General features: G+C 61.4%; 22 protein-coding genes. 12 read left to right on the forward strand and 10 right to left on the reverse strand.

Translation table 11 applies throughout. From position 1 onward, the window contains the following. Positions 1-61: 61 nt before the first annotated feature. The 6 genes from gltX to folC form a co-directional block, all read right to left on the reverse strand. The gene (gltX, locus tag AAIL66_RS11210) at positions 62-1,468 is read right to left on the reverse strand and encodes a glutamate--tRNA ligase (protein ID WP_343496767.1); all 1,407 of its coding nucleotides are present in this window, start codon (positions 1,466-1,468) and stop codon (positions 62-64) included. Between the two features lie 150 nt (positions 1,469-1,618). Continuing rightward, a complete protein-coding gene (locus tag AAIL66_RS11215) occupies positions 1,619-2,830 on the reverse strand; it encodes an O-succinylhomoserine sulfhydrylase (protein WP_003061097.1) in 1,212 nt (403 codons plus the stop codon). Positions 2,831-3,134: 304 nt separating this feature from the next. Beyond that, entirely contained in the window at positions 3,135-4,643 is a 1,509-nt protein-coding gene (gene purF / locus AAIL66_RS11220; protein WP_003061095.1) for an amidophosphoribosyltransferase, read from the reverse strand. Positions 4,644-4,839: 196 nt separating this feature from the next. Further along, positions 4,840-5,337: a CvpA family protein gene (locus tag AAIL66_RS11225; protein ID WP_343496768.1), complete on the reverse strand. Its 498-nt coding sequence runs from the start codon at positions 5,335-5,337 to the stop codon at positions 4,840-4,842. 28 nt (positions 5,338-5,365) lie between these two features. After that, positions 5,366-6,316 carry an SPOR domain-containing protein gene (locus AAIL66_RS11230; protein ID WP_343496769.1) on the reverse strand — a complete coding sequence of 317 codons (951 nt, stop codon included), beginning with the start codon at positions 6,314-6,316 and terminating at the stop codon, positions 5,366-5,368. Between the two features lie 58 nt (positions 6,317-6,374). Further along, the gene (folC, locus tag AAIL66_RS11235; RefSeq protein ID WP_054075615.1) at positions 6,375-7,700 is read right to left on the reverse strand and encodes a bifunctional tetrahydrofolate synthase/dihydrofolate synthase; all 1,326 of its coding nucleotides are present in this window, start codon (positions 7,698-7,700) and stop codon (positions 6,375-6,377) included. 100 nt (positions 7,701-7,800) lie between these two features. Here folC and AAIL66_RS11240 point away from each other — a divergent pair, with 100 nt between their 5' ends. The 4 genes from AAIL66_RS11240 to argG all read left to right on the forward strand — a co-directional run bounded on the left by AAIL66_RS11240 (position 7,801) and on the right by argG (position 10,952). Next, the gene (locus AAIL66_RS11240) at positions 7,801-8,163 is read left to right on the forward strand and encodes an ArsC family reductase (RefSeq protein WP_343496770.1); all 363 of its coding nucleotides are present in this window, start codon (positions 7,801-7,803) and stop codon (positions 8,161-8,163) included. Positions 8,164-8,288: 125 nt separating this feature from the next. After that, positions 8,289-9,041 (forward strand): glycine zipper 2TM domain-containing protein, encoded by a 753-nt coding sequence (locus tag AAIL66_RS11245; protein WP_012837577.1) that lies wholly within the window; start codon positions 8,289-8,291, stop codon positions 9,039-9,041. 149 nt (positions 9,042-9,190) lie between these two features. Further along, positions 9,191-9,508 carry a pyrimidine/purine nucleoside phosphorylase gene (locus AAIL66_RS11250; RefSeq protein ID WP_034407420.1) on the forward strand — a complete coding sequence of 106 codons (318 nt, stop codon included), beginning with the start codon at positions 9,191-9,193 and terminating at the stop codon, positions 9,506-9,508. A 106-nt stretch (positions 9,509-9,614) separates the two neighbouring features. Further along, entirely contained in the window at positions 9,615-10,952 is a 1,338-nt protein-coding gene (gene argG, locus AAIL66_RS11255) for an argininosuccinate synthase (protein WP_003057205.1), read from the forward strand. Positions 10,953-11,060: 108 nt separating this feature from the next. Here the strand turns inward: argG and AAIL66_RS11260 are convergent, their stop codons facing one another. Next, on the reverse strand, positions 11,061-11,516 hold the full coding sequence (locus AAIL66_RS11260; RefSeq protein WP_034360486.1) for a hypothetical protein: 456 nt from the start codon (positions 11,514-11,516) through the stop codon (positions 11,061-11,063). A 141-nt stretch (positions 11,517-11,657) separates the two neighbouring features. Beyond that, entirely contained in the window at positions 11,658-13,652 is a 1,995-nt protein-coding gene (gene acs / locus AAIL66_RS11265; RefSeq protein WP_343496771.1) for an acetate--CoA ligase, read from the reverse strand. A 359-nt stretch (positions 13,653-14,011) separates the two neighbouring features. Here acs and AAIL66_RS11270 point away from each other — a divergent pair, with 359 nt between their 5' ends. The 7 genes from AAIL66_RS11270 to proX (AAIL66_RS11300) all read left to right on the forward strand — a co-directional run bounded on the left by AAIL66_RS11270 (position 14,012) and on the right by proX (AAIL66_RS11300) (position 21,401). Continuing rightward, positions 14,012-14,650: a YqhA family protein gene (locus AAIL66_RS11270; protein ID WP_034393946.1), complete on the forward strand. Its 639-nt coding sequence runs from the start codon at positions 14,012-14,014 to the stop codon at positions 14,648-14,650. 39 nt (positions 14,651-14,689) lie between these two features. Then, positions 14,690-14,881 (forward strand): hypothetical protein, encoded by a 192-nt coding sequence (locus AAIL66_RS11275; RefSeq protein ID WP_131326315.1) that lies wholly within the window; start codon positions 14,690-14,692, stop codon positions 14,879-14,881. A 488-nt stretch (positions 14,882-15,369) separates the two neighbouring features. Beyond that, on the forward strand, positions 15,370-16,665 hold the full coding sequence (gene proV / locus AAIL66_RS11280) for a glycine betaine/L-proline ABC transporter ATP-binding protein ProV (protein ID WP_149353971.1): 1,296 nt from the start codon (positions 15,370-15,372) through the stop codon (positions 16,663-16,665). Positions 16,666-16,680: 15 nt separating this feature from the next. Next, positions 16,681-17,925: a glycine betaine/L-proline ABC transporter permease ProW gene (proW, locus tag AAIL66_RS11285; RefSeq protein ID WP_343496772.1), complete on the forward strand. Its 1,245-nt coding sequence runs from the start codon at positions 16,681-16,683 to the stop codon at positions 17,923-17,925. Positions 17,926-17,945: 20 nt separating this feature from the next. After that, positions 17,946-19,001, forward strand: coding sequence for a glycine betaine/L-proline ABC transporter substrate-binding protein ProX (gene proX / locus AAIL66_RS11290; RefSeq protein WP_034378545.1), 1,056 nt, complete (start codon positions 17,946-17,948; stop codon positions 18,999-19,001). A gap of 175 nt (positions 19,002-19,176) precedes the next feature. Further along, positions 19,177-20,247, forward strand: coding sequence for a glycine betaine/L-proline ABC transporter substrate-binding protein ProX (gene proX / locus AAIL66_RS11295; RefSeq protein WP_343496773.1), 1,071 nt, complete (start codon positions 19,177-19,179; stop codon positions 20,245-20,247). A 107-nt stretch (positions 20,248-20,354) separates the two neighbouring features. Then, positions 20,355-21,401, forward strand: coding sequence for a glycine betaine/L-proline ABC transporter substrate-binding protein ProX (gene proX / locus AAIL66_RS11300; protein ID WP_343496774.1), 1,047 nt, complete (start codon positions 20,355-20,357; stop codon positions 21,399-21,401). 76 nt (positions 21,402-21,477) lie between these two features. Here proX (AAIL66_RS11300) and AAIL66_RS11305 read toward each other — a convergent pair whose 3' ends face one another. Further along, on the reverse strand, positions 21,478-21,990 hold the full coding sequence (locus tag AAIL66_RS11305) for a hypothetical protein (protein WP_034378541.1): 513 nt from the start codon (positions 21,988-21,990) through the stop codon (positions 21,478-21,480). Positions 21,991-22,114: 124 nt separating this feature from the next. Here AAIL66_RS11305 and AAIL66_RS11310 point away from each other — a divergent pair, with 124 nt between their 5' ends. After that, the gene (locus tag AAIL66_RS11310; protein ID WP_343496775.1) at positions 22,115-22,813 is read left to right on the forward strand and encodes a DUF3334 family protein; all 699 of its coding nucleotides are present in this window, start codon (positions 22,115-22,117) and stop codon (positions 22,811-22,813) included. 74 nt (positions 22,814-22,887) lie between these two features. Here AAIL66_RS11310 and AAIL66_RS11315 read toward each other — a convergent pair whose 3' ends face one another. Further along, complete coding sequence (locus AAIL66_RS11315) at positions 22,888-24,918, reverse strand: PQQ-dependent dehydrogenase, methanol/ethanol family (protein WP_343496839.1); 2,031 nt, start codon at positions 24,916-24,918, stop codon at positions 22,888-22,890. Between the last annotated feature and the right edge of the window lie 277 nt (positions 24,919-25,195).

Below are 25,195 nucleotides of genomic sequence, written 5' to 3' on the forward strand. Positions count from 1 at the left end.
CTCTGCAAGACAACCTTTTAATCAGTCGCGTTTTGCAGAGACTCGAATTATAGACAGGTTTTTAGCGTTTTTTCAAACGCGCGATAACTTTTTCACGTCCGAGCAATTCCAGCACCGCATCGACCGAGGGAGTATGGGCCGTGCCCACGGTCAGAACACGTACGGGCATGGCCAGCACGGGCATCTTCACGCCCTGCGCCTTGAGCAGCTCCTTGATCGCAGCCGCAATGGCTTCCTTGGTCCATTCCACGTTTTCCAACACGGCAGCAAATGCATCCAGCACGGGGTTGGCCGCCTCGGTTACATGTTTGGCGTAGTCTTCCGCATTGCGCTCCACGCTGTCCACATAGAAGACCTTGGCCCAGTTGGCCAGATCCACCAAGGTCTCGCAACGATCCTTGAACAAGGCAGCAATACGCACCAGACGGTCATCGGCGTCGATCAGGCTCACGGCCACACCCACCTTGACGACAAAGGGCTTGACCAACTGGGCCAGCTCGGCGTCATCCATGGCCTTCAGATGCTGGGCATTGACCCAGCGCAGCTTGGCTTCGTCAAACTGGCCAGCACTGCGGCCCAGGTGATCCAGGTTGAACCACTCCAGGAACTGGGCGCGACTGAAGATTTCGTCGTCGCCGTGGCTCCAGCCCAGGCGGGCCAGATAGTTCACCATGGCATCTGGCAGATAGCCCTCATCGCGGTACTGGGTCACGGCCTTGGCGCCGTTGCGCTTGCTCATCTTTTCGCCTTGCTCGTTGAGCACGGTGGGCAGGTGGGCAAAGGTAGGCACGGTGGCACCCAGCGCTTCAAAGATGTGGATCTGGCGCGGCGTGTTGTTCACATGGTCGTCGCCACGGATGACATGGGTGATGTTCATGTCCATGTCGTCCACGCAGACGCAGAAGTTATACGTGGGCGTGCCGTCGGGTCGGGCAATCACCAGATCGTCGAGCTCGGAGTTCTGGAACTCGATACGGCCCTTGCACTTGTCGTCCCAGCCCACCACACCGGTTTGCGGAGTCTTGAAGCGCAGCACGGGCTTCACGCCTTCGGGAATCGCGGGCAGGACCTTGCCCTCCTCGGGGCGCCAGGTGCCGTCATAGCGGGGCTTTTCCTTGGCGGCCATCTGCTTTTCACGCAGCGCGTCCAGTTCCTCCATGCTCATATAGCAGGGGTAGACATAGCCCTTTTCCTGCAGCGTGGCCAGCACTTGCTTGTAGCGATCCATGCGCTGCATCTGGTAGAACGGGCCTTCGTCATGGTCGAGTTGCAGCCATTCCATGCCTTCCAGGATCACGTCCACGGAAGCCTGGGTGGAGCGTTCCAGATCGGTGTCTTCGATGCGCAGCACGAAGTCGCCGCCATTGGCGCGCGCAAAAGCCCAGGGATAGAGAGCGGAACGAATATTGCCCAGATGGATGAAGCCCGTGGGCGAAGGGGCAAAGCGGGTGCGAATTTTGTTTGTCATATCAGAAATCCTTGTACGGCATTCCCTGCGCCAAGGCCGCGGCGCTTGAGGCGCGCGCAGTCTCGGTCAGAGATGCCGAGCAAGAGCCGCCTCGCAGCGCAGGCATAGTCCCCCAGGAAGGGGAAGGCGCGAAGCGACTCAAGGGGTGTTTCACAGGGTATCCAGTCCGCGAGCCAGGTCGACCTTGAGGTCTTCCAGATGCTCAAGGCCCACGGAAATACGAATCAGACCCTGACCCACGCCGGCAGCCTGACGCTGGTCCTCGGTCAGACGACCATGCGAGGTGCTGGCCGGATGGGTGATGGTCGTCTTCACATCACCGAGGTTGGCCGTAATCGAGCACAGACGCGTGCTGTCCACGACATGGAAGGCATTGGCACGCAGTTGCTCGGCACCCTCGCCCACCACATCGAAGGCCAGCACCGCACCGCCCATGCCATTTTGCTGGCGCATGGCCAGCTCGTGCTGAGGATGGCTCTTGAGGCCCGGGTAGTACACACGCGCCACCTTGGGATGGGCTTCCAGCCAGGCGGCAAACTCCAGCGCTGCTGCGCTTTGCGCCTTGACGCGTAAAGCCAGGGTTTCCAGACCCTTCATCACCGTCCAGGCATTGTAAGGAGCGATGTTCAGACCGCCGCTGCGCAAGAAAGTGCCCATGACCTTGTCCACGAGGGCAATGGTGCCGCAAACCGCACCGGCCATGACGCGGCCCTGGCCGTCGAGGAACTTGGTGCCCGAGTGCACGACGAGGTCGGCGCCGAACTTCACGGGCTGCTGCAGCACGGGAGTGGCGAAGCTGTTGTCCACGGCCAGCAGCGCGTTGTTGGCGTGCGCCAGCTCGGCCAGTGCGGCGATGTCGCAGAGATCGGTCAGCGGGTTGGTGGGCGTCTCGGCAAACAACATGCGCGTGTTGGGCTTGATGGCCGCCTTCCAGGCTTCGATATCGGTCTGCGAGACAAACGTGGTTTCCACACCGAAGCGTGCCATTTCGGTTCCCAGCAGCTTGATGGTGGAGCCGAACATGGACTGCGAACAGATCACGTGATCGCCCGTCTTGAGCGCCGTCAGCGCCACCAGCAAGATGGCCGACATGCCGGTGGAGGTCGCGACCGCACATTCCGTACCTTCCATGGCCGCCAGACGCTTTTCAAAGCTGGTGACCGTGGGGTTGCCAGTACGGCTGTAGGTGAAGCCCGGCTCTTCATTGGCAAAGCGGCGCGCTGCGGTCGCCGCATCGGGCTGCACAAAGCTGCTGGTCATGTACAGGGCTTCGCAATGCTCGCCCCACTGGCTGCGCTCGACCGCTTCGCGCACGGCCAGAGTTTCAGGATGCAAACCTTCGGGTAATGTCTTGTTGGTCACAATCGTCAAATCCAGATGGTTGGTACCGGTCATGAGTCCGCTGCAGACCGCCAATCAGGCCCGCACGCATGCTGCTCTACCAGCTTGACCGGCGGCACTCGCCGTGCCGGTCTTTGAATATGCCTTGCTCATACTCCAAAAAATCCGAGTCAAATCAGACTCAAATGCCTTATGGACATACGTCATGCGCTCACTATTAAAGAGCACACCGACCGCGCGGCTCTGCCATTGTCCTCCCGAATGAAAAGGGTTGCCTAAGCAACCCTTTCCGACTCGGTCATTCGCTGCGAATTAACGCCAGCGCTCAGCTTTCCTGAGCATTCGGCAGGGACAGGCGCGAAGTGTCTTCGCTCTCCTCTTCGCTGCCGCGGTTGCGGCCCTCGTTGAGCGCCGTCACCTCTTCATCGGAAATATCGCCAGTGATATAGATGCCGTCGAAACACGATGCCTCGAAACCGCTCACCTGGGCATTGATCTTGCCCACGGCCTGCTTCATGGCTTCCACGTCCTGATAGATCAGCGCATCGCAGCCGATGACCTGGCGAATTTCCTCGACCGTGCGGCCGTGAGCCACCAGCTCGGAACGCGTGGGCATATCGATGCCATACACATTGGGGTGACGCACGGGAGGCGCAGCGGAGGCCAGATACACCTTGTTGGCACCTGCATCGCGCGCCATCTGCACGATTTCCTTGGAGGTGGTGCCGCGCACAATGGAGTCATCGACCAACAGCACATTGCGGCCCTTGAACTCGCTGCTGATGGCGTTGAGCTTCTGGCGCACCGACTTCTTGCGAGCACCCTGGCCCGGCATGATGAAGGTACGGCCCACATAGCGGTTCTTCACAAAACCTTCGCGATAGGGCTTGCCCAGCAACTGTGCCAGTTGCATGGCGCTGGGGCGGCTCGATTCGGGAATGGGAATCACCGCATCGATTTCATTGGGCGGCACCATGGAGATCACGCGCTTGGCCAGCGTCTCACCCATGTTTAGACGAGCCTGATAGACCGAAATGCCATCCATGGTGGAGTCGGGACGTGCCAGATACACATACTCGAACACGCAGGGATTGAGCTGGGTCTTTTCAGCGCATTGCTGGCTCTCGACGCGACCGTCGTTGTGGACGAAGATCGCTTCGCCGGGAGCAATGTCGCGCTCGAACTGATGGGTTGTACCTTCCAGCGCCACGGACTCGCTGGCCAGCATGATGGTGCCATCATTGCCGCGACCCATGCACAGCGGACGGATGCCGAAGGGATCGCGGAAGGCCAGCAGGCCGTAGCCGGCGATCAGCGCGATCACGGCGTAAGAACCCTTGATGCGCTTGTGCACCGCACGCACGGCCTTGAAGATTTCCTCGCTCTGCAGCGGAGCGCCGCTGGAGGCGCGACCGATCTCGTGCGCCAGCACGTTGAGCAGGACCTCGGAGTCGCTTTCGGTGTTGGTGTGGCGATGGTCGGTATCCGCCAGCTCGCGGCGCAGCTGCTTGGCATTGGTGAGGTTGCCGTTGTGCACCATGACGATGCCGAAGGGCGCATTCACGTAGAAGGGCTGAGCCTCTTCCTCGCTGGAGGCATTGCCCGCCGTGGGATAACGCACCTGACCCAGACCCACATCACCTGGCAGAGCACGCATATTGCGGGTGCGGAACACATCCTTCACCATGCCCTTGGCCTTGTGCATGAAGAACTTGCGTTCCTGCTGGGTCACGATGCCGGCGGCATCCTGCCCACGGTGCTGCAGCAGCAGCAAAGCGTCATAAATCAGCTGATTCACGGGTGTGGTGCTCACCACACCAACGATTCCACACATAGTTGCGTTCCATCTGTTCGCGAAAGTCGCCCTTCGCCACACTCGCCTGCTTCGCCACCCATTGGCTAGCCTGCGCTTTGATATCCGGCATGGCGGATCACGCCAACACCAAACTCTCGTCGGCACCCACTGCGTTTTACAGCAAGCGCCTTAGCCACTTTCAACCCTTAGGTAAATTGCGGCAAAAAACTTCGCTTCAAGAGGATGCCTTGGGCAGATACTGCCCCCACTCCTCTGGCAGAGCCGGCAGCACCCAGCCCAGCGCCTCGGTCAACCAGGGCGCCAGCACCGAGTCCTGCCACCACAAAGCCTTGTGCAGCGGCGTGTACTGGATCACCAGAGCCAGCACCAGCAGCAGCAAGCCACTACGCAAGACACCGAACAATGCGCCCAGGGTGCGATCCACAGGTCTCAGACCCACGGCCTCAATCAACTGCTTGGACAGCCAGGAGATCACTCCCCAGGCAAACATGGACCCCACCAGCAGCAGCACAAAGCCCGCCGCATAACGCAGTTGCATGTCCCAACCATCCAGCGGCAGCCATACCGCCACCTCTTGCGCCCAGGTCCGCGCGACCATGAAGGCCACCAGCCAGCCCAGCAAGGACAGGACTTCATAGACCAGACCGCGCCAGGCCCCCAGCAACAAGGAGCCCAGCACAACGACCACAAAAATCCAGTCCAGTGTGCTCATCAATCAAACCGTTGCCGGAAAACCGGTCTCAAGCCTTGAACACCGATGCCGGCAAGCCCAGGGCCTTGGCCCTGGCGGCAGCCTTCTCGGCTTCTTCGCGGCTCTTGAAAGGCCCCATGCGAACACGTGTGCGCTTGCCGTCCTTGGTATCCACGGTCTGGGTAAAGGCTCCGGCACCCAGCTTGCCCTTGATTTCGTTGGCCTTGCCGACTTCGGCAAAGGCACCGATCTGAACGATAAAGCGCTCGTTAGTCGCTGCAGCCTCCTTGACCGGTGCTGCTTCCGAGGTACTGCGCCCCTCCAGCAGTGCACGGGCACGAGCGGCCTCGTCCGCCTTGGGCGTGTCCGGCTTGTGCTTGGGCTCGGGTTTGGCTTCCGGCTTCTTGACCTCAGGTTTGACCTCGGCCTTGGGTTTTTCAGGCTTCGGTTCCGGCTTGCGCTCGGGCTTTACTTCCGGCTTAGGCTCCGGCTTGGGCTGAGGTTTGACCTCTGGTTTGGGCTCGGGCTTGACCTGAGATGCCACCGCGGCGGCAGTGCCGACGGCAGCCGCAGTGACTGCAGCCCCGACCACCGTCGCAGCAGGCGCCACAGCGGCCGCCGCAGGAGCTGCAGGCCTGGCCGAAGGCGCAAGCACTTCTTCGCCATCATCCAGAGAAGCATTGGCAGCAACACGCCCTGACGGTGCAGCCGTCTGGCTCGCCACCTGAGTGCCAGGCACGACCTCGGGAGCCGAGTTGGCCTGATCGGGAATTTCAATCGGAATATTGACCGGAATGGGACGTGGCTGCGTATCGAACAGCAGCGGGAAGCCCACCACACCGATCAGCACCAGCACGGCCGCCCCGATGAGGCGATGACGTGCGCGGCGGCGCATGGCTTCCACGCTTTCGCCCTGGGCCAAGCGGCTGGGGCGCTTGGCTCCGGCCACGGACTCGGCTTCGTCTTTTTTGCCAGGCCAACGGAAATTGAAAAATGCCATGAGTGAGGACTTGTTGAGGCCTGCCACCCGACAAAAGCCGGGGCGGCAGACCGCTGACTCAGTGAGCCAGGTGTTTGGCGTTCAGACGAGGCGTGCCGTTTTGCAACACTCCGCCCACGGTGAAGAACGATCCAAAGACCACGATTCTATCAGCCGCCTCCGTTGCCGCGACTGCGGCATCCAGGGCCTGCTGGGGATTGGCAAAGGTCTGCATGCTCACATCTTTGCGGATCACGCCCTGGGCCTGCAACTGCTGCAGCTTGGCCTTCAGGTTTTCCGCGGAGTCCGCACGCGGCGTGGGCAGGTCGGTGAAATACCAGCGATCGACCAGCGGCCCCACCTTGGTGAGCATGGGCTCCCAATCCTTATCGGCCATGGCGCCGAATACGGCATGCGTAGTCGGGAAGTAGCCCATGGCATCGAGATTCGCCGTGAGCGCCGCCACCGAATGCGGGTTGTGCGCCACATCCAGCACCAGTGTGGGCTGACCGGGAACGATCTGGAAGCGACCGGGCAGCTCCACCATGGACAACCCTGTGCGCACGGCCTGTGCCGTCACCGGCAGCTTGCCGCGAATGGCCTCATAGGCGGCCAGCACGCCAGAGGCATTCATCAGCTGGTTGGCGCCACGCAGCGCCGGATAGGCCAGCCCCGCATAACGGCGACCACGACCGGCCCAGCCCCATTGCTGCTTGTCACCGTCGTAGTTGAAGTCCTTGCCGAAGCGCCAGAGATCGGCACCGATTTCGGTCGCATGGTCGATCACGCTTTGCGGCGGCACGGGGTCGCTGACGATGACGGGACGACCGGCACGCATGATGCCGGCTTTTTCGCGGCCAATGCTTTCGCGATCGGGGCCCAACAGTTCCATGTGATCGAGATCGATGCTGGTGATGATGGCGCAGTCGGCATCGATGATATTGGTGGCATCGAGCCGGCCTCCCAGACCCACCTCCAGAATCGCCACATCCAGCCTGGACAGGCTCATCAGGCGCAATATTGCCAGCGTGGTGAACTCGAAGTAAGTGAGTGCAACCTCTTTTCCGTCCTTCACCCTGGCCTGCTCCACCGCCTCGAAATGCGGTATCAGCTCCTCGGCCTTGACGATCTCGCCGCCCACACGGCAGCGCTCTTCAAAGTGAACCAGATGCGGCGAGGTATAGACACCGGGGCGATAGCCGGACTGCAGGGCCACGGCCTCCAGCATGGCACAGGTCGAACCCTTGCCATTGGTGCCGGCCACCGTGATGACGGGGCAGTCGAATTGCAGGCCCATGCGCTGTGCGACTTCACGCACGCGATCCAGACCCAGGGCGATGTTCTGGGGATGCAGGCGCTCGCAATAAGCCAGCCAGGCATCCAAGGTGGGAAATATGGTGTGCATACTGGGCGCTATTGTCGCCCACTGTCAGAGGCCCTATGGCTGCCGGCACTTGGCAAATGCGTTACATCTGACTCCAACCGTTTCACAGCTACCGAACACCATGAGCAAGATCACCACCATCTACGGCATCCCCAATTGCGACACCGTCAAGAAAGCACGCAGCTGGCTCAGTGAGCAAGGTATTACTTACGAATTCCACGACTTCAAGAAACAAGGCGTTCCCGCCGAGCGTCTGCCCCAGTGGATGCAGGCCGTGGGCTGGGAAAAGCTGCTCAACCGCCAGGGCACGACCTGGCGCAAGCTCGATGACGCGACCAAGGCCTCTGCCGTGGATGCGCCCAGTGCCGCCGCCGTGATGCAGGAGCACGCCAGCACCATCAAGCGACCCGTGGTGGAATGGGCCGACGGGAAAATCACCGTTGGTTTCAAGGCCGATGAATGGGATACGCTGCAAAACACATAAGCAAACGCTCACATTTACACATGGCTTTACCTAGTTTTACGGTGCCGAGTGCTTGAATTTACGCAGATCCCCTAAACTTTTCGGTGATCTGATGCGTTAAAGCTTCAGAGACAGGAGAGATGTTGATGAAAACTCTGGCAGTTTTGACTTTGACCGCCGTGGCCGCCACCGGGGCCTATGCCCAGGAGCGCGGTCGCGTGCTGTCCTCGACCCCCATCACCCAGCAGGTCGCCGTGCCGCAGCAAGTCTGCAGCGACCAGCCGGTGGCGGTCGCACCTCGCCCCACCGGTGCGGGTGCCGTGGTCGGAGCCATTGCCGGCGGCCTGATCGGCAATGCCATCGGTGGCGGCGGCGGCCGTGCAGCAGCCACAGCAGCCGGCGTGGTCGGCGGTGCCATGCTGGGCAATCAGGCCGAAGCCTCGGGCCCGGTGCAGTACCAGAACATGCGCCAGTGCAGCACGCAGACCTTCTACCAGAACCGTACCGTGGGCTACAACGTGACCTATGAGTACAACGGTCGCAACTACACCACGCAGACCGCCAACCCGCCCGGCCAATGGATTGCGCTGAATGTGCAGCCCGTGGCCAACGACCCGGTCTACAGCAACGACGGCTACTACAGCACCCAGACGCCTCCCCAGGGCGCCTACAGCACCAGCTATCCGCAGAACTACGACAGCGGCTATTACGCCCCTCAGCCCGTGGCGCCCACCTACTCGGTAGGCTCGACCTACTCGGCGTCTGACTATGTGGCGCCGCTGCTGATCGGCGCCGCCATCGGTGCAGGCGCCTACTACGCCACCCGCCCCCATTACTACCGCCCTGGCTACCGTCCGGGCTGGCACGGAGGCCACGGCGGCCATGGCTGGCGCCGCTGACCCAAGCCGATCCGGCCTTGCAGGCCGCTCAGGAGCCCCGTCACGGGGCTCTTGTTTTTCCTGCCTTTGCCTGGCATTCGCACAGGTGCAAATCCCGTGGCCTAAAATCAATGCTTTTGATCTTCGACCACGCACAGCGTACTTCTTCCATGACCACCGAAACCATCGCAGGCGTCAGCCTCACCACCAAGGCCAATGTTTACTTTGACGGCAAGTGCGTCAGCCACAGCTTCACGCTGGCCGACGGCACCAAGAAGTCGGTGGGCGTGGTGCTGCCTGCAACGCTGACCTTTGGCACCGCAGCCGCAGAAATCATGGAATGCGTGGGCGGCTCCTGCGAATACAAGCTCGACGGTAGCGACGAGTGGAAGAAGTCCTCGGTCGGCGAGAGCTTCCAGATTCCCGCGAACTCCAAGTTCGACATCCGCGTGACCGAGGCTTACCACTACATCTGCCACTACGCGTAATCCGCGCCTGGCCCGGCTTCGGGTCAGACCCGAGAATTTCAAGCCTTTTCAGCCCCAATCGCTTACCCATCAAGCGCTTGCAGCTATCACTTTGAAGAGAAATCTCATGGAAACCATTCTGCAACATGTTCCCGTCGGCCAGAAGGTCGGCATCGCCTTCTCCGGCGGCCTGGACACCTCTGCCGCCCTGCGCTGGATGAAGAACAAGGGTGCCCTGCCCTACGCCTACACGGCCAACCTGGGCCAGCCCGACGAAGCCGATTACGACGAAATTCCCCGCAAGGCGATGGAATATGGCGCAGAAAAGGCCCGTCTGATCGACTGCCGTCCCCAGTTGGCCAACGAAGGCATTGCCGCCATCCAGTCCGGCGCCTTCCACATTTCCACCGGCGGCATCACCTACTTCAACACCACGCCCCTGGGCCGTGCCGTGACCGGCACCATGCTGGTGGCTGCCATGAAGGAAGACGACGTCAACATCTGGGGTGACGGTTCGACCTTCAAGGGCAACGACATCGAACGCTTCTACCGCTACGGCCTGCTCACCAACCCCGCGCTGAAGATCTACAAGCCCTGGCTGGACAGCAACTTCATCGACGAGCTGGGCGGCCGTGCAGAAATGTCGGCCTTCATGACCAAGGAAGGTTTTGGCTACAAGATGTCGGCCGAAAAAGCCTACTCCACCGACTCCAACATGCTGGGCGCCACCCACGAAGCCAAGGATCTGGAGTTCCTGAACTCCGGCATCCGCATCGTGAACCCCATCATGGGCGTGGCTTTCTGGAAACCAGAAGTCGAAGTCAAGGCTGAAGAAGTCTCGATCACCTTCGAAGAAGGCCGTCCCGTGGCCATCAACGGCAAGGAATACACCGATGCCGTGGAAGTCTTCCTGGAGCTGAACCGCATCGGCGGCCGCCACGGCCTGGGCATGAGCGACCAGATCGAAAACCGCATCATCGAGGCCAAGAGCCGCGGCATCTACGAAGCCCCCGGCATGGCCCTGCTGCACATTGCCTACGAGCGTCTGGTGACCGGCATCCACAACGAAGACACCATCGAGCAGTACCGCATCAATGGCCTGCGCCTGGGCCGTCTGCTGTACCAGGGCCGCTGGTTCGACCCTCAGGCCATCATGCTGCGCGAATCCTCGCAGCGCTGGGTGGCCCGCGCCGTGACCGGCACCGTGACGCTGGAACTGCGCCGCGGCAACGACTACTCCATCCTGAACACCGAGTCGCCCAACCTGACCTACGCTCCCGAGCGTCTGTCCATGGAAAAGGTCGAAGATGCGCCTTTCAGCCCCATCGACCGCATCGGCCAGCTGACCATGCGCAACCTGGACCTGATCGACACCCGCGCCAAGCTGGCCATCTACTCGCAAGCCGGCCTGCTGAGCGTGAGCAGCGCCAACGCCCTGCCACAGCTGGGCAACGACAAGAAGTAATTCGGTTCGCCTGCGCGAAAAAGCCGCTGCACTGCAGCGGCTTTTTTCATGCCGAATACGCCTCAATCGCTTGCAGGCAAATCGATTGAAGCTATCAGTATTGAGGCATCAGCGATTGATCTGGTGCACCTGCTGTTCCAGCTGCCCCACATAGGCTGCCGTGCTGTTGTCCGACTCCTGGGCACGCTGCACCAGATGCGCTTCCAGCACATCAAGCCGGGCCATCACCTCTTCCTTGTCCCTGGCATGCAGTGCTTCCAGCACACCGCGCAGCTCCGTGAAACGCGAAGCCTCGGCCTTGTCGGCCAGATCGCGCTGGGCCTGCATCTCCTTGGCGTGACGACGTGCCTCCAGCAGCACCGAGCCCTGCATCCACAGCACATAGGCGATGAAGAACACGCTCAGCAAAATCGTCAGCGCCAGCATGAGCACGCCCAGCGGTGCCTGGATTTCGGTCACGCCCAGCGAAACTGCAGCAGGGGCCGACAGCGCCGTCCAGTTGAAGGCGGCCAATACGGCAATCAGGGCCACGATGATGGCAATGCAGATGGTGCGAAAGTTCATGCTCTTCTCCTTGTACTCCGGGATGCCTTGTTTTAACCCAAGATCGCACCGGCTTGCGTCAGCAAACGCCAGAAATGACAAAGCCGCTGTTGCCAGCGGCCCTGTCGTCATGATGCGTTCAGATCAGCGGCATGCGCCGGCTCAATTGGCCTCCGACAATTGCTCGAGGATCGCGGGATTCTCCAAGGTGCTGGTGTCCTGGGTGATCGCCTCACCCTTGGCCAGCGAGCGCAGCAGGCGGCGCATGATCTTGCCGCTGCGGGTCTTGGGCAGGTTGTCGCCGAAGCGGATGTCCTTGGGCTTGGCAATCGGGCCGATCTCCTTGGCCACCCAGTTGCGCAGCTCGGTCGCAATCTGCTTGGCCTCTTCGCCCGTGGGCTTGCCGCGCTTGAGCACCACAAAGGCGCAGATGGCTTCGCCGGTCAGGTCATCGGGACGGCCGACCACGGCGGCCTCGGCCACCAGATCGGTCTTGGCCACCAGGGCCGACTCGATTTCCATGGTGCCCATGCGGTGGCCCGAGACGTTGAGCACATCGTCGATACGGCCCGTAATGCGGAAATAGCCGCGATCTTCGCTGCGCACGGCGCCGTCGCCAGCCAGGTAGTAGCCCTTGAGCTCGTCGGGGAAGTAGCTCTTCTTGAAGCGCTCAGGGTCGCCCCAGATGGTGCGAATCATCGAAGGCCAGGGCTTTTTCACCACCAGGATGCCGCCGGCGCCATTGGGGATCTCGTTGCCGGCCTCATCGACGATGGCAGCCGTGATGCCGGGCAGAGGCAGGGTGCAGGAGCCGGGCACCAGAGGCGTGGCACCGGGCAGCGGCGTGATCATGTGGCCGCCGTTCTCGGTCTGCCAGAAGGTGTCCACGATGGGGCAGCGCTCGCCACCCACATGCTTGTGATACCACATCCAGGCCTCGGGATTGATGGGCTCGCCCACCGAGCCCAGCAGGCGCAGACTGGACAGATTCCAGTTCTTCGGGTGGACGCTGGGGTCGGAGTCCGCGGCCTTGATCAGCGAGCGGATGGCCGTGGGTGCCGTGTAGAAGATGCTGCACTGGTGGCGCTCTATCATCTGCCAGAAACGGCCCGCATTGGGGAAAGTCGGCACGCCTTCGAAGACGATCTGCGTGGCACCGGCCGCCAGCGGGCCATAGGCCACATAGCTGTGGCCGGTGATCCAGCCGATATCGGCCGTGCACCAGAAGACATCGCTGTCCCTGACATCAAAGGTCCACTCGAAAGTCTGCTTGGCCCACAGCACATAGCCGCCGGTGGCATGCTGCACGCCCTTGGGCTTGCCAGTGGAGCCACTGGTGTAGAGGATGAAGAGCGGGTGCTCGGCATTGACAGGCACGGCTTCGCACTCGGCGGATTGACCTGCCAGCGCATCGGTGAAGCTGATGTCGCGGCCCGCGACCATATTGCAGGCAGTGGCCGTGCGCTCGTAGACCAGCACGCTCTTGACGGCTTCGCAGCCGCCCAGCGCAATCGCGTCATCAACGATGGCCTTGAGCGGCAGCTCCTTGCCGCCGCGCATCTGGTAGTTGGAGGTGACGACCAGACTGGCGCCCACGTCCACGATGCGCTCCTGCACGGCCTTGGCCGAGAAGCCGCCGAACACCACGGAATGTGTCGCACCGATGCGTGCACAGGCCTGCATGGCCACCACGCCCTCGATGGTCATGGGCATGTAGATCAGCACACGATCGCCCTTTTGCACGCCGCGCGCCTTGAGCGCATTGGCGAACTGGCTCACGCGGGCGAGCAACTCTTTGTAAGTGACCTTGGTGACCTCGCCGCCGTCGGCTTCAAAGATGATGGCTGTCTTGTTCTCCACGGGCGTGCCCATGTGCTTGTCCAGACAGTTGGCGCTGGCGTTGAGCTCGCCGTCGGCAAACCATTTGTAGAACGGCGGGTTGCTCTGGTCCAGCACCTGGGTGAAGGGCTTGGTCCACTTCACGTTCTCGCGGGCCAGCCGTGCCCAATAGCCTTCATAGTCACGTTCGGCTTCGTCGCACAAGGCCTGGTACTGCGCCATGCCCGAGATGCGGGCCTTGGCGGCGAAATCCGCCGGGGGCGGGAACACTCGGTTTTCCACCAGCACGGATTCGATGGTTGATGTCGCAGCGCTCATCGTTTTGTCTCCTGATGCATAAGCAATGAAATAATTGTGGGTGTACTGTCAAGGCTCGGTCTTACACCCCACTGACTGAAATTGACAAGCGGCTTTTGCGTGCCGTCAAGTCTGTCATTCGCTCCCATTTTTGCAGCAGAAAGTGCCTGCTTGGTGTTGATTTGCTTGCACTTTTTTCAAAACACCCTGGAACAAACCCTTAGAATCGCGCACCTGCTGCTGCAGAGGCCTGGGCCCACATTACGGCCTGCTCTCGAAGGCGCAGGCAGTCCGGGACGCGGCCCCAGCAAAACCAGTCTTACAAGGTGGCGGCATCCCGTTGCCCACCCATCGCATCCAGTCCGCCCCGAGCACACATCATGAGCCGCATCCCTTCCGACGAAGCAGGCAATTCCACCCACCACACGCCGCATGGCGGCTTCCAGCCCTCTGGCGCATTGCGCCCACTGCCCTCGCTGATCTTTGCCAGCCGCTGGCTGCAGTTGCCGCTGTACCTGGGTCTGATTGCCGCCCAAGGTGTCTATGTCTGGCACTTTCTGCTGGAGCTCTGGCATCTGGTGGAGGCGGTCTTCGGCAATCAGGAAGCCCTGCATGCCCTGATCACCAATATTGGCTACAAAAGCGATGTCCAGATCACCCATCTGAACGAAACCATCATCATGCTGGTGGTACTGGCCTTGATCGATGTGGTCATGATCTCCAACCTGCTGATCATGGTCATCGTGGGTGGCTACGAAACCTTTGTCAGCCGCATGGGCCTGGAATCCCACCCCGACCAGCCCGAGTGGCTGAGCCATGTGAATGCCTCGGTACTCAAGGTCAAGCTGGCGCTGTCCATCATCGGCATTAGCTCCATCCACCTGCTCAAGAGCTTTATCAACGCCGGCAGCTATGAAGTGCAGGTGCTGATGTGGCAGACCATCATCCACGTGGTCTTCCTGCTCAGCGCCCTGGCCATTGCGCTGACCGACAAACTCACCCAAAGCGCTCATCATTGAGACAGCACGTCCTCCCCAAAAAGCCCCGCATGGTTGACCATGAAGGGGCTTTTTTCATGCCCGTGGCAGCGGCAAAACGCGTCAAAAGCTGACAACCGACAAAAAAAAGCCCTCGATAAGCTGCCACGCCTTATCTATCAAGCACTTGCGCCTCCTGTTTTTGCGTATGCAAATGTTTCAATGGCGCGATTTCCGGCGGATGCGGGCGGCAAAGCTTACAGTTTGATTTGACGCATAAAACCCAATTCGATATATTAAAAAGTCATTTACAACCTGCCGTGCAGGTCGTCACCGCATTGTTGAGATGCGGTTGACTCACTTCCCGGCGGATCGTTGTGTCAATTCATGAGCGCTTGCCGCTCTTTGGCGCAGCCCCGTCAACCGGGCCGAAACACGGCCCTGATGTAGGGGGCTCTCCCCGGCCGATATTGCCGGGGTTGGCCTGACAAGAAGCCGTGCAGACGCGTGCCAGTCGGTACCCGCTCTGCCAGCCAGCTGCTTCTTCCAATTTGCCAGCTCTTGCGCACACCTGGCTGTGCCATCCGGGCTGAAAACTCGGCGCCATCGCTGCGCCATCTGCATTGCGCAGCCCTGTCCACAAGGCCGGGCTGAGCTGCGGCATCAGGGCTTTTATTTTGGCTTGTGCGCCAGCGCCCACCGGCATTGCCGGCTGTGGGCGCTGGACTGTGTTCCATCTCATCAAAAAGGAGAACGCCACAGTGGCCAAGCAAATCGCTATCGATCATGTCTTCAAGGTCTTCGGCAACGATCCGAAAACCGCGCTCAACCTGGTGAAACAGGGCCGAAGCAAGCAGGAGATCCTCGCCCAGACCGGGCAATCCATCGGCGTGTTCGACGCCGACTTCACCATCGAGGCCGGTGAAATCTTTGTGGTCATGGGCCTGTCGGGCTCGGGCAAATCCACCCTGGTGCGCATGCTCAATCGCCTGATCGAGCCCACCAGCGGCCGCATCCTGGTCGACGGCCAGGACATCAATACGCTCAATGACAAGGAACTGCGCGCACTGCGCCGCAAGGACATCTCCATGGTGTTCCAGTCCTTTGCCCTCATGCCCCACCTCACGGTGCTGGACAACACGGCCTTTGGTCTGGAGCTGGCCGGCGTGGACCGCGCCACACGCCAGCAGCAGGCGCAAGATGCCCTGGAGCAGGTAGGCCTGGGTGCCTGGGGCGCCTGCTACCCGGACGAGCTCTCCGGCGGCATGCAGCAGCGCGTGGGCCTGGCCCGCGCGCTGGCCTCCGACCCGTCCATTTTGCTGATGGACGAGGCCTTCTCCGCGCTGGACCCCATCATCCGCACCGAGATGCAGTCCGAACTGTTGCGTCTGCAGGAAATCAAGCGCCGCACCATCGTCTTCATCTCTCACGATCTGGACGAAGCCATGCGCATTGGCGACCGCATCGCCATCATGAAGGACGGCATGGTCCAGCAGGTCGGCACACCCGACGAGATTCTGCGCAATCCGGCCAACGACTATGTGCGCACCTTCATTCAGGGTGTGGATGCGGCAGCCGTGTTCAAGGCCTCCGACATCGCTCGTCAGGCGCTGACCGTGATTTCAGAGCACAGCGACCGCGGTTGCCGCGCCGCGCTTCGCCTGCTTGAGGACTCCGACCGCGATTACGCCTATGTGCTCAATGCACGCAAACGCTTTCTGGGCGTGGTCTCGTCGCAGTCGCTGCGCGATGCGCTGCACGGCCACGAGGGAATGCTGGGCCTCAAGCACGCCTTTATCTCCGATGTGAAGCCCATCGCCAGCAGCACGCCGGTGGCCGAACTGTTCGGCACCGTGGCCACTCCGGCCTACCCGCTGCCTGTGGTGGATGAAGAGGGCAAATACCTGGGCGTTATCAGCCGCACCACCATGCTCAAGTTCCTGGATCGTGCCACCCCTCCGGTGCCGCCACCTCAGAAGGAAATTCCGCCCATCAAGCTGGATCAGCACTTCCAGCCCAAGCCCAACACGCAAGCTGCCCAGCACGCTGCGCATTAAAAGAAGGGAGCCGATTTGAACGATAACGCACTGAACAACCCCAACACAGAAACCACCAGCACGGCTTTTGACGACCCGTGGGCCGCAGCCTCTGCGCCCGCCACCGAGCCGGCCAGCGCCAATGTCACTAGCTCGGCGGCAGATGCCGATCCCTGGGCTGCCTCCTATGCCGATGCGGATGCCGGCTCAAGCACCGATGCCTGGAGCAGCAGCGATGCTGCCAGCCAGGCCAGCAGCACCGACTGGCTCAGCGCTCCCTCGCCCACCGATGTGCCCGAGCATGACGGCGGCATAGGCCAGCTCTGGCACCAGATCACCACCGAAGGCCTGCCCGTGCAGGACTCGATCAACAACGGCCTCACCTGGGTGGTTGATCATTTCCGTCCCTTCTTCCAGGCTGTTCGCACCCCCATCGACGCCACGCTCAACGGCGTGACCGATGTGCTGCAGACCATCCCCATGCCCGCGCTGGTGCTGCTGATTGCCCTGCTGGCCTGGCAGTTTGCAGGCCGCAAGCTGGCCATTGGCTCGGCAGTTTCGCTGCTGATTGTGGCCCTGCTGGGCATCTGGTCCGAAGCCATGGTCACGCTGGCCCTGGTGCTGACCTCGCTGTTCTTCTGCATCGTGATCGGCCTGCCCGTCGGCATCTTGCTGGCCAGCAGCGACCGAGCCCAACGCTGGACGCGCCCGCTGCTGGACGCCATGCAGACCACACCGGCCTTCGTCTATCTGGTGCCGGTGGTCATGCTGTTCGGTATCGGCAATGTGCCCGGCGTGATCGTGACCATCGTGTTTGCGCTGCCGCCGCTGATCCGCCTGACCAATCTGGGCATTCGCCAGGTACGCCCCGACCTGATCGAGGCCAGCCGTGCCTACGGTGCATCGCCCGCCCAGTTGCTGTGGAAAGTCCAGCTGCCGCTGGCCATGCCCTCCATCATGGCCGGTATCAACCAGGCGCTGATGCTGTCCCTGTCCATGGTGGTGATCGCTTCCATGATCGCTGTCGGCGGTCTGGGCCAGATGGTGCTGCGCGGCATTGGCCGTCTGGACATGGGTCTGGCCACCGTCGGCGGCCTGGGCATCGTGCTGCTGGCCATCGTGCTGGACCGCATCACCCAGGCCATGGGCGAGCCCAAGCGCGGCAGTGCCCGCTGGTGGGCCACCGGCCCAGCTGGTCTGGCCGTGCGTCTGCTGGGCAACAAGCGCTCGGCACCGGCTCCCAAGCCCGGCAGCGAAGCCACCAAGCCAGCAACGATCTGAATCAAGAACAAGGAGAACGCATGAGTACAGCCACCAACACTGCCAGCATCCGCCACGGCCTGAGCCACTGGCTGCTTGCCAGCACAGCCGCAGCCTCCATGGCCTTGTCCATGGTCAGCACCGGCGCCTTCGCTGCCGACGAACTGCCGGGCAAGGGCATCAAGGTCCAGCCGCTCAAGAGCTCGATTGCCGAAGAAGCCTTCCAGACCCAGCTCGTCATGAAGGCCCTGGAAAAGCTGGGCTACGAGGTCCAGCCCATGAAGGAGGTGGAATACCCCACAGCCCATATTGCACTGGCCAACGGCGACGCCACCTTCATGGCCAATCACTGGAACCCGCTGCACGCCGACTACTACAAGAATGCGGGCGGCGACGCCAAGCTCTACCGCAAGGGCGTGTTCTCGGCCAATGCGGCCCAGGGCTATCTGATCGACAAGAAGACGGCCGATGCGTACAAGATCACGAATCTCGGCCAGCTCAAGAGCCCCGAAATTGCCAAGCTCTTCGACACCGACGGTGACGGCAAGGCCGACCTAACGGGCTGCACGCCGGGCTGGGGCTGCGAAGCCATGATCGAGCACCAGCTTGGCGCCTACAAGCTGCGCGACACCGTCACTCACAAGCAAGGCACCTATTCGGCGCTGATGGCCGACACCATCACGCGCTACAAGGCCGGCAAGCCCATCCTCTACTACACCTGGACGCCCTACTGGGTGAGCAATGTGCTCAAGCCCGGCAAGGATGTGGTGTGGCTGGAGGTGCCGTTCTCCGCGCTACCCGGCGAACAGTCCGGCACCGACACCAAGCTGGCCAACGGCAAGAACTACGGCTTTATTGCCAACAACCAGCAAATCGTGGCCAACAAGGCCTGGGCCGAGCAAAACCCTGCGGCAGCCAAGCTGTTTGAAATCATCAAGCTGCCCGTTGGCGACATCAACGCCCAGAACTACATGATGAGCCAGGGCCAGAACAAGGCCTCCGACATCGAGCGTCACACCGACGGCTGGATCAAGGCCCATCAGAAGACTTTCGACAGCTGGATCAGCCAGGCGCTGGCGGCTGCCAAGAAGTCCTGATCACAATCTCCGAATCACGGCGACCGCTTGCGCGGCCGCCGTTTTTTTATCGCCGGGCCACCCCAAGATAAAAACGCCCCTCCTGGAGGGGCTGCGAACCACACGCAGTGGGGAGCGTGGGGTGTCATTTTCAAGCGGGCCGCAGGCCCACCCAAGCCAAGGAGAGACAAGAACAATGAGCAAGTCTGTGCAGACCCCGACCCCAAACCGACGCACCAGGCGCCAGCTGCTGCTGGGCACGGCCGGCGCCGCAGCGCTGAGTCTGGGCCAGTCACCGAGCTGGGCAGCCGGCCAGAATGTGCCTGGCGATGCGCTTCCGGGCAAAGGCATCACCGTGCTGCCCGTCAAGAGCGCTCTGGCCGAGGAGAACTTCCAGACGCTGCTGGTGATGAAGGCGCTGCAGCAGCTGGGCTATACCGTCAAGCCCTGGGAAGAGCTGGACTACCCGCTGATCCACGTGGCCGTGGCCAATGGCGATGCCAGTTTCATGGCCAACCACTGGAACCCGCACCACGCCGAGTTCTATCAGCAGGCCGGTGGCGACGCCAAGCTCTCGCGCAAGGGCGTGTATGCAGCCGGTGCGGCCCAGGGCTACATGATCGACAAGAAGACGGCCGACGAACACAAGATCACCCATCTCGACCAGCTTAAGGATCCTGGACTGGCGGCCCTGTTCGATATCGACGGCGACGGCAAGGCCAATCTGATCGGCCCCAACGCCGGCTGGGGCGGCGAGGCCGTGGTGGCCCACCAGATCAAGGCTTTCGGTCTGACAAACACCGTCAACTACACACAGGGCAACTATCCGGCCCTGATTGCCGACACGCTGGCGCGCTTCAAGGCCGGCAAGCCCGTGCTGTACTACGCGTGGACACCGTACTGGCTCAGCAATGTGCTGCGCCCGGGACAGGAAGTGGTGTGGCTGCAAGTACCGCGCTCCTCCATGCCCGGCGTGCAGGCCGGCACCGACACCCGGCTGCCCAATGGCCGCAACTACGGCTTTCCGCTCAACAACGAGTACATCGTGGCCAACAAGCTCTGGGTCGAACAGAACCCGGCTGCCGGCAAGCTGTTCGAGATCATGCAGATTCCCATCAGCGACATCAGCCGCCAGAACCAGCTGCTGCGCGAAGGGGAAAGCAAGCCCACCGATATCCACCGCCATGTGGACGCCTGGATCAAGGGCCACCAGAAGACTTTTGACGCCTGGATTGTCCAGGCCAAGGCCGCAGCCCTGAAATCCTGATTCGCCAACGGCGCACCGAACCAAGTTCGGGCGCCGTTTCTTGCATCAACCCTCTCGCTTTTTTCATGCCGATTTCGGGGTAGGCACCCAGCATCCAAGGAGTATTCATGCACCGCGACACGCCCGCACATTCCCCTCTCCCAACCCTGCAGCCCCGATACCGCTATCTGGTTGCCATCGCCTTGCTGAGCTTTGGTGCTGCTGCCGCTCAAGCGCAAACGAGTTCTGGCGATCTGCCCGGCAAAGGCATCTCGGTGCAACCGCTCAAGGGCACGGTGGATGAGGAAATGTTCCAGACCCTGCTGGTTTCGCGTGCTCTGGAGAAGCTGGGCTACCGGGTACAACCCGTCAAGAGTCTGGAAAACGGCACCCAGCATGTGGCCGTGGCCCAGGGCGATGCCACCTTTACCGCCACTCACTGGATGCCGCTGCACCGTGCCTTCTATGAGAACAATGGCGCAGACAAAGCCTTCTATCGCGCAGGCACCTATTCGCGCAATGCGGTCCAAGGCTATCTGATCGACAAGGCCACGGCCGAAAAGTACCACATCACCAGCATCACGCAGCTCAAGGACCCCAAGCTGGCAGCGCTGTTCGACACAGATGGCGACGGCAAGGCCGATCTGACGGGCTGCAACCCGGGCTGGGGCTGCGAGCTGGCCATCAACAAACATCTCAAGGGGCTGGATCTGGAGTCCAGCATCACCCACAGGCAAGGCAATTACCAGGCCTTGATTGCCGACACCATCACCCGCTACAAAAGCGGCAAGCCCATTCTCTACTATGTCTGGACCCCGTTCTGGGTGAACACCGTGCTGCGCCCGGGCAAGGAGGTCAGCTGGCTGGAGGTACCCAATGTCCCCGGTGCCCGGGGGGAAGACCAGACCCAGCTACCCAATGGCAAGAATTATGGCTTCCAGCTCAATCAGCAGTACATCCTGGCCAACAAGGCCTGGGCCGAGAAAAATCCGGCAGCTGCCAAGCTGTTTGCCGTGATGCAGCTGCCTATAGAGGACATCAACGCTCAGAACATGCGCATGCGCCAGGGCGAGAGCAGCTCGGCCGACGTCAGCCGCCATGTGGACGGCTGGATCAAGGCCCATCAGCAGACTTTTGACGGCTGGCTGGAGCAGGCGCGCGCCGCTGCAAAATAAGGATTAAAAACGGCTGCAGCGCTTTATGGCAAAGCGCTGACAGCCATCAAAAGTGATTTCGACAGCGGGCCACAGCCTACCAGTTGGCCTTGGCATTGCGGCAGGCCGCCTGGCTGGACAGGGCGACAAAGCGCTCCACCCGCAGCGCCAGCATCTTGCGCCCCTGTCGGGCCAGCACCGGATCAGCCACGGCTCGCTCCACCACCCTGCCCTGTACCTCGGCCAGCATGGCGACGGTGGCGCTGCTGCGCGTGTTCAGATAGGCCTGCTCCAGCAGCACGCTGTCTCCCTCTGGCAGCACGCCGATGATCTGGCCGCTTTCGCATTCCTGAAACCGGGCCGTCTCGCCGTCCAGGCTGTACAGGCCCTGCCAGCGCCCGCTTTCCTCGCTAGGCTTGAGGCCTGCGGCGGCAGGGCCGGCCTGCCTGACCTCGGTCTGGGCCTGGGCCTGCTTCTTGCCCGTCAGACCGGTCCAGGTCTTGTCCCAGGTCTGGGAAACCTTGTCCGTCATGCCGGACAAGCTCGAACAGGCGGTCAAACCCGTCACCACAATGACACTGGCCGCCAGGCGCCACAGCTTGCTCTGCATGAATACCTCTGATTTTCCAAAAGCAGGCACGTTAACAGACAGCGGCAGCCTTCAATTGCTGCAGATATCTCTATGCAACAAAGTGTTGCATACATAATCAGCGATCTCTTGAACCAATGCAGCCATGAGCCAACCCACCGCCCCCATCGTCCACGGCACCGAAGATGTGCTGATTGCCCTGTGCAACTCCGTCTCGCGCGTGCTGCAGGTGGCCACCCAGTGCCCGATTCAGTACTCGGGCATGGTGCAACGCATCACCAAGACCAGTCTCAAACCCGATATCGGCTGCTTTGTGCTGATCGATGGCGGCTTTTCGGCGCTCATCATCATCAACTTCTCGGCCGATGCGGCCATGGAGCTATACCGCAGCTATCTGCTGTCCATGGGCATGGCCGCGAGCGATCTGGCCAGTTCCTATACCTCGGACGATGTGAGCAACGTCATGGGCGAACTGATGAACCAGGTCGTTGGCGACTTCACCAGCAAGGTGCAGCGCGAGCTGCAGACCCATATCGCGCAAAGCCAGCCCAAGATGATCCGCCTGAACAAGCAAGTCAACCTGAGTGTGGATGCCAATCTGGATGCCCCGGAAGCGCGCCGCGTGACCTTCTACACAGGCAACAACAACATCTTCTATCTGGAGATGGCGGTGGATCACATGGAGTTCATCAAGATCAAGGACTTCGAGGCCCAGGAAAAACCGGACCCTGATCTTGTCATGGCTCAGGCCCGTGAAGCCCAATCTGGACAAGCGCCTGCCACTATCAATACTGCCGTAGCCTCCAGCGATACAGACGACCTGCTCAAGTCGCTGGGCCTCTAAGACAAGAGCCCTGTCGTGCCAACGACGGCCCGGGAGCTCGCGTTTGCACGTGATCGGTCTTGCGTCGGCGGCGCTTACCGGCCTTTTTCTGCCGGCAGGCCCGGTCTTACCGCATCTGCCATTGCGAGAATAAAGGCACGTAGCTTTTGCACATCGTCATCGCTGAGCTTGCCCGCAAAATCGGGCATGCCACGCGAGGTGGCCGGGCCGTTGATGATGAAGCTGCCCAGATTGTCAATCATGGCCACAGGCAGATAGGTCAGGCTGGGCAGGGCTCCGCCCTTGCTGATGCCAGGATAGCCGTGACAGGCAATGCAGTTGCTGTTGTAGAGTGCGGCCCCGGCCGGCACCAGTTGCTGGTCGTACTTGAGCCCACCGATCAGGGCATTCATCTGATAGGCCACCCGTTCCGGCATCGGGGCTTTGCCTCCCAGCACAAAGGTATAGACCGTGCCGGGGTTCTTGAAGTCGGCCACGCGGTCACCGAGGCCAAAAGCACCACCCCAGCCCACGGCAATCGAGACATATTGCCTGCCGTCCAGTTCATAGCTCACCGGTGCCGCAATCACACCGCTGCCCATGGGAGCAGCCCAGAGCTTTTTGCCGCTTCTGGCGTGATAGGCCACCAGCCGCGCATCGGCCGTTCCCTGAAAGACCAGATCACCGGCCGTCGCCAGCGTTCCTCCATTCCAGGGCGAGACATGCTTTTGATGCCAGGCTTCCTTTTGCCGCACCGGGTCCCAGGCGATCAGGCGACCAAAGGGCGGGCTGCTGGGCTCCAGCATCACGCGCCCCGTATTCCAGCCGGTATTGCTCATGAGCTGGCCCGGCGTATTGCTGTTGAAGCCGGTCCAGTTCGGATCGTCGGCCATGGCCGTGGGAATATGCTGGGCCGGAATATAGGCCAGCCCTGTCTGCGGGCTATAGGCCATGGAATGCCAGTTATGCGCCCCCAGGGGGCCGGGAATGATCTCGGCCTTGCCGGCGCCGCGCACGGCCTCCTCCATGATGGGACGGCCGTTGCCGTCATAGCCCCTGGCCCAGTTCACGGGCACAAAGTTCCTGGCGGAGATGAATTTTCCGCTCTGACGGTCGATCACAAAAAAGTAGCCGTTCTTCGGCGCATGCAGCAATACCTTGCGCAGCTTGCCGTCAATTCTGATGTCAGCCTGCACGATATCCTGGGCAGAAGTGAAGTCCCAGTTATCGCCCGGCGTTTCCTGGTAGTGCCATTTGTAGGCACCCGTGTCCGGGTCCAGCGCCACGATAGAGCCCAGATAGAGGTTGTCTCCCCCCGCAGGACTGCGCTTACGGTGCGCCCAGGGTGAACCATTGCCCACGCCGATATACATCTGATCGAGTTCGGGATCGAACACCAGCGAGTTCCAGACCGTTCCGCCACCGCCGCTCTCCCAGTACCTGCCTGCCGGGTCCCAGGTTTTGGCCGCCTCCTCCAGCGCCTTGCTCTCATAAGCCTGAGCTGGATCGCCTGGCACGGTATAAAAGCGCCAAACCTGCTTGCCGGTCTCGGCGTCGTAGGCCGTCACATAACCGCGAGCACCATATTCGGCGCCGCCATTGCCGATATAGACCTTGCCCTTGAACACGCGCGGAGCGCCCGTGATGGTGTATGAAAAATTCTTGTTGTCTATGGTGTCCGTGGACCAGACCTGCCGGCCCGTGGCAGCGTCCAGCGCAATCAGCCGCCCGTCGAAAGCACCCACAAACACCTTGCCCTTGTAGACGGCCACACCTCGGTTGACCACATCGCAGCAGCCTTTGTAGGCCATCTCGCGCGGCACCTGTGGGTCGTAGGTCCACACCGCCTTGCCCGTGCGCGCATCCACCGCATGCACCACGCTCCAGGGGGCGGAAACATACATCACGCCATTCACCACGATGGGAGTGGCTTCCACGCCGCGCGACGAATCGAGCTTGTACGACCAGGCCAGGCCCAGTTGGTTCACATTGCCACTGTGGATCTGCTTGAGCGGGCTGAAGCGATTTTCCTGATAGTTCAGCCCATGGCTGGGCCAGTCCTTGCCGGTCCTGGCATTGGCTTCGATATGAGCGTCATCCACATGCTGCCCAGCCAGCGCCGGCATGGACAGCCAGCCCAGCAATCCTGCAACGGCCAGGCTCACCAAACGCCGGTTTGGCCTGTGGTGGGTGCGGATGCACGCAGGGTTTTGCATAGAGTCTGTCTCCTGTGGTGATGGGTCGCTCTGCCGCAGTTCTCCCGCCAGCTTCGGAAAATTCTTGGGCAAACAGGAGCAGCTCGCATCACAGGCAAATCCGCACTCCGTTTGGACGATGCGTCGCACGTCTGACAAGGTGCCATGTCCGACGACAGCAGGTCACAGCATCCTGGCTTAAAACCCT

Origin of the sequence: Comamonas sp. F1-6 (genome assembly GCF_039581415.1) — a bacterium.
GTDB lineage: Bacteria > Pseudomonadota > Gammaproteobacteria > Burkholderiales > Burkholderiaceae_C > Comamonas > Comamonas thiooxydans.

Excerpts from the sequence above, each read along its gene's own strand:
- gltX (WP_343496767.1), bottom strand. The coding sequence starts at position 1,468 with ATGACAAACAAAATTCGCACCCGCTTTGCCCCTTCGCCCACGGGCTTC.
- AAIL66_RS11315 (WP_343496839.1), bottom strand. The coding sequence starts at position 24,918 with ATGCCGGCGCTGGCTGGGCAGCATGTGGATGACGCTCATATCGAAGCC.
- AAIL66_RS11310 (WP_343496775.1), top strand. The coding sequence starts at position 22,115 with ATGAGCCAACCCACCGCCCCCATCGTCCACGGCACCGAAGATGTGCTG.
- AAIL66_RS11275 (WP_131326315.1), top strand. The coding sequence starts at position 14,690 with ATGAAGGGGCTTTTTTCATGCCCGTGGCAGCGGCAAAACGCGTCAAAA.
- proX (WP_343496774.1), top strand. The coding sequence starts at position 20,355 with ATGCACCGCGACACGCCCGCACATTCCCCTCTCCCAACCCTGCAGCCC.
- acs (WP_343496771.1), bottom strand. The coding sequence starts at position 13,652 with ATGAGCGCTGCGACATCAACCATCGAATCCGTGCTGGTGGAAAACCGA.
- argG (WP_003057205.1), top strand. The coding sequence starts at position 9,615 with ATGGAAACCATTCTGCAACATGTTCCCGTCGGCCAGAAGGTCGGCATC.
- AAIL66_RS11270 (WP_034393946.1), top strand. The coding sequence starts at position 14,012 with ATGAGCCGCATCCCTTCCGACGAAGCAGGCAATTCCACCCACCACACG.
- AAIL66_RS11240 (WP_343496770.1), top strand. The coding sequence starts at position 7,801 with ATGAGCAAGATCACCACCATCTACGGCATCCCCAATTGCGACACCGTC.
- AAIL66_RS11245 (WP_012837577.1), top strand. The coding sequence starts at position 8,289 with ATGAAAACTCTGGCAGTTTTGACTTTGACCGCCGTGGCCGCCACCGGG.
- purF (WP_003061095.1), bottom strand. The coding sequence starts at position 4,643 with ATGTGTGGAATCGTTGGTGTGGTGAGCACCACACCCGTGAATCAGCTG.
- proX (WP_343496773.1), top strand. The coding sequence starts at position 19,177 with ATGAGCAAGTCTGTGCAGACCCCGACCCCAAACCGACGCACCAGGCGC.
- AAIL66_RS11305 (WP_034378541.1), bottom strand. The coding sequence starts at position 21,990 with ATGCAGAGCAAGCTGTGGCGCCTGGCGGCCAGTGTCATTGTGGTGACG.
- proX (WP_034378545.1), top strand. The coding sequence starts at position 17,946 with ATGAGTACAGCCACCAACACTGCCAGCATCCGCCACGGCCTGAGCCAC.
- AAIL66_RS11230 (WP_343496769.1), bottom strand. The coding sequence starts at position 6,316 with ATGGCATTTTTCAATTTCCGTTGGCCTGGCAAAAAAGACGAAGCCGAG.
- AAIL66_RS11260 (WP_034360486.1), bottom strand. The coding sequence starts at position 11,516 with ATGAACTTTCGCACCATCTGCATTGCCATCATCGTGGCCCTGATTGCC.
- AAIL66_RS11250 (WP_034407420.1), top strand. The coding sequence starts at position 9,191 with ATGACCACCGAAACCATCGCAGGCGTCAGCCTCACCACCAAGGCCAAT.
- AAIL66_RS11225 (WP_343496768.1), bottom strand. The coding sequence starts at position 5,337 with ATGAGCACACTGGACTGGATTTTTGTGGTCGTTGTGCTGGGCTCCTTG.
- folC (WP_054075615.1), bottom strand. The coding sequence starts at position 7,700 with ATGCACACCATATTTCCCACCTTGGATGCCTGGCTGGCTTATTGCGAG.